Source organism: Micromonospora sp. NPDC023888 (assembly GCF_040639415.1).
GTDB lineage: Bacteria > Actinomycetota > Actinomycetes > Mycobacteriales > Micromonosporaceae > Micromonospora.
This window is the reverse complement of the sequence record NZ_JBEZZW010000097.1, coordinates 1-1,451: the sequence shown is the minus strand read 5'-3', so window position 1 is coordinate 1,451 and position 1,451 is coordinate 1. Positions and strand designations below refer to the sequence as shown.

The 1,451-nt window shown below is 67.2% G+C and carries 1 protein-coding gene; it reads left to right on the top strand.

Translation table 11 applies throughout. The features are described from left to right. A partial coding sequence (gene nuoL, locus AB0F61_RS34190; RefSeq protein WP_357818536.1) for an NADH-quinone oxidoreductase subunit L occupies positions 1-1,451 on the top strand: 1,451 nt, incomplete at both ends.

Here is a 1,451-nt window from a genome sequence, read left to right as displayed (position 1 = left end):
ACCTGTTCAGCTGGGTGCCGGTGGAGGGCTTCCAGGCGGACATCGCCTTCCAGCTCGACCAGCTGTCGATGACGTTCGTCCTGCTCATCACCGGTGTCGGCACGCTCATCCACGTGTACTCGATCGGGTACATGGAGCACGACGAGCGCAGGCGCCGCTTCTTCGGTTACCTGAACCTGTTCCTCTCGGCGATGCTGCTGCTGGTGCTCGCCGACAACTACCTCCTGCTGTACTTCGGCTGGGAGGGCGTCGGCCTCGCCTCGTACCTCCTGATCGGCTTCTGGCAGCACAAGCCCAGCGCGGCCACCGCCGCGAAGAAGGCCTTCCTGGTGAACCGGGTCGGCGACATGGGCCTGTCGATCGCCATCATGCTGATGTTCACCACGTTCGGGACGTTCACCTTCGGCCCGGTCCTCGCGGCCACGGGGCAGACCTCCGAGGGGATGCTGACGGCCATCGGCCTGATGCTGCTGCTCGCCGCGTGCGGCAAGTCCGCGCAGGTGCCCCTGCAGTCCTGGCTCGGGGACGCGATGGAGGGCCCGACCCCGGTCTCGGCCCTGATCCACGCTGCCACGATGGTGACCGCCGGCGTCTACCTGATCACCAGGTCGGGTGCGATCTTCAACGCCGCCCCGGACGCCCAGCTGGCGGTCGTGGTGGTCGGCGCGGTCACGCTCCTGTTCGGTGCGATCGTCGGTTGCGCCAAGGACGACATCAAGAAGGCGCTGGCCGGTTCGACGATGTCGCAGATCGGCTACATGATCCTGGCGGCCGGCCTCGGCCCGATCGGGTACGCGTTCGCGATCATGCACCTGGTGACGCACGGCTTCTTCAAGGCCGGACTGTTCCTCGGGGCCGGTTCGGTCATGCACGGCATGAACGACGAGGTCGACATGAGGAAGTACGGCGGCCTCAGGAAATACATGCCGGTGACCTTCGTGACCTTCGGGCTCGGCTACCTGGCGATCATCGGCTTCCCGGGACTGTCCGGCTTCTGGTCCAAGGACAAGATCATCGAAGCGGCCTTCGCCAAGGGCGGCACCGAGGGCTGGATCCTCGGCGCGGTCACCCTGCTGGGCGCGGGCATCACCGCGTACTACATGACCCGCGTGATGATCATGACGTTCTTCGGCGAGAAGCGCTGGCAGCCCGCCCCGGACCCGGACAAGGCGCCCAGTGCGGAGCCCGGCGTCGAGGTCCGCCCCGGCGAGATGCCGCATCCCCACGAGTCGCCGAGGTCCATGACGATCCCGATGATCCTTCTGGCCTTCGGATCGGTCTTCGCGGGCGGGCTCTTCTCCCTCAACAGCGCGTTCGTCAACTGGCTGAAGCCGGTGACCGAGTTCGAGCACGGCCACCCGCCGATCAGCGCGGGCGCGGTGACCGCGTCCACGGTCGTCGTCCTGCTGATCGGCGTCGGCATCGCGTACGCGCAGTACGGCCGCCGGCCC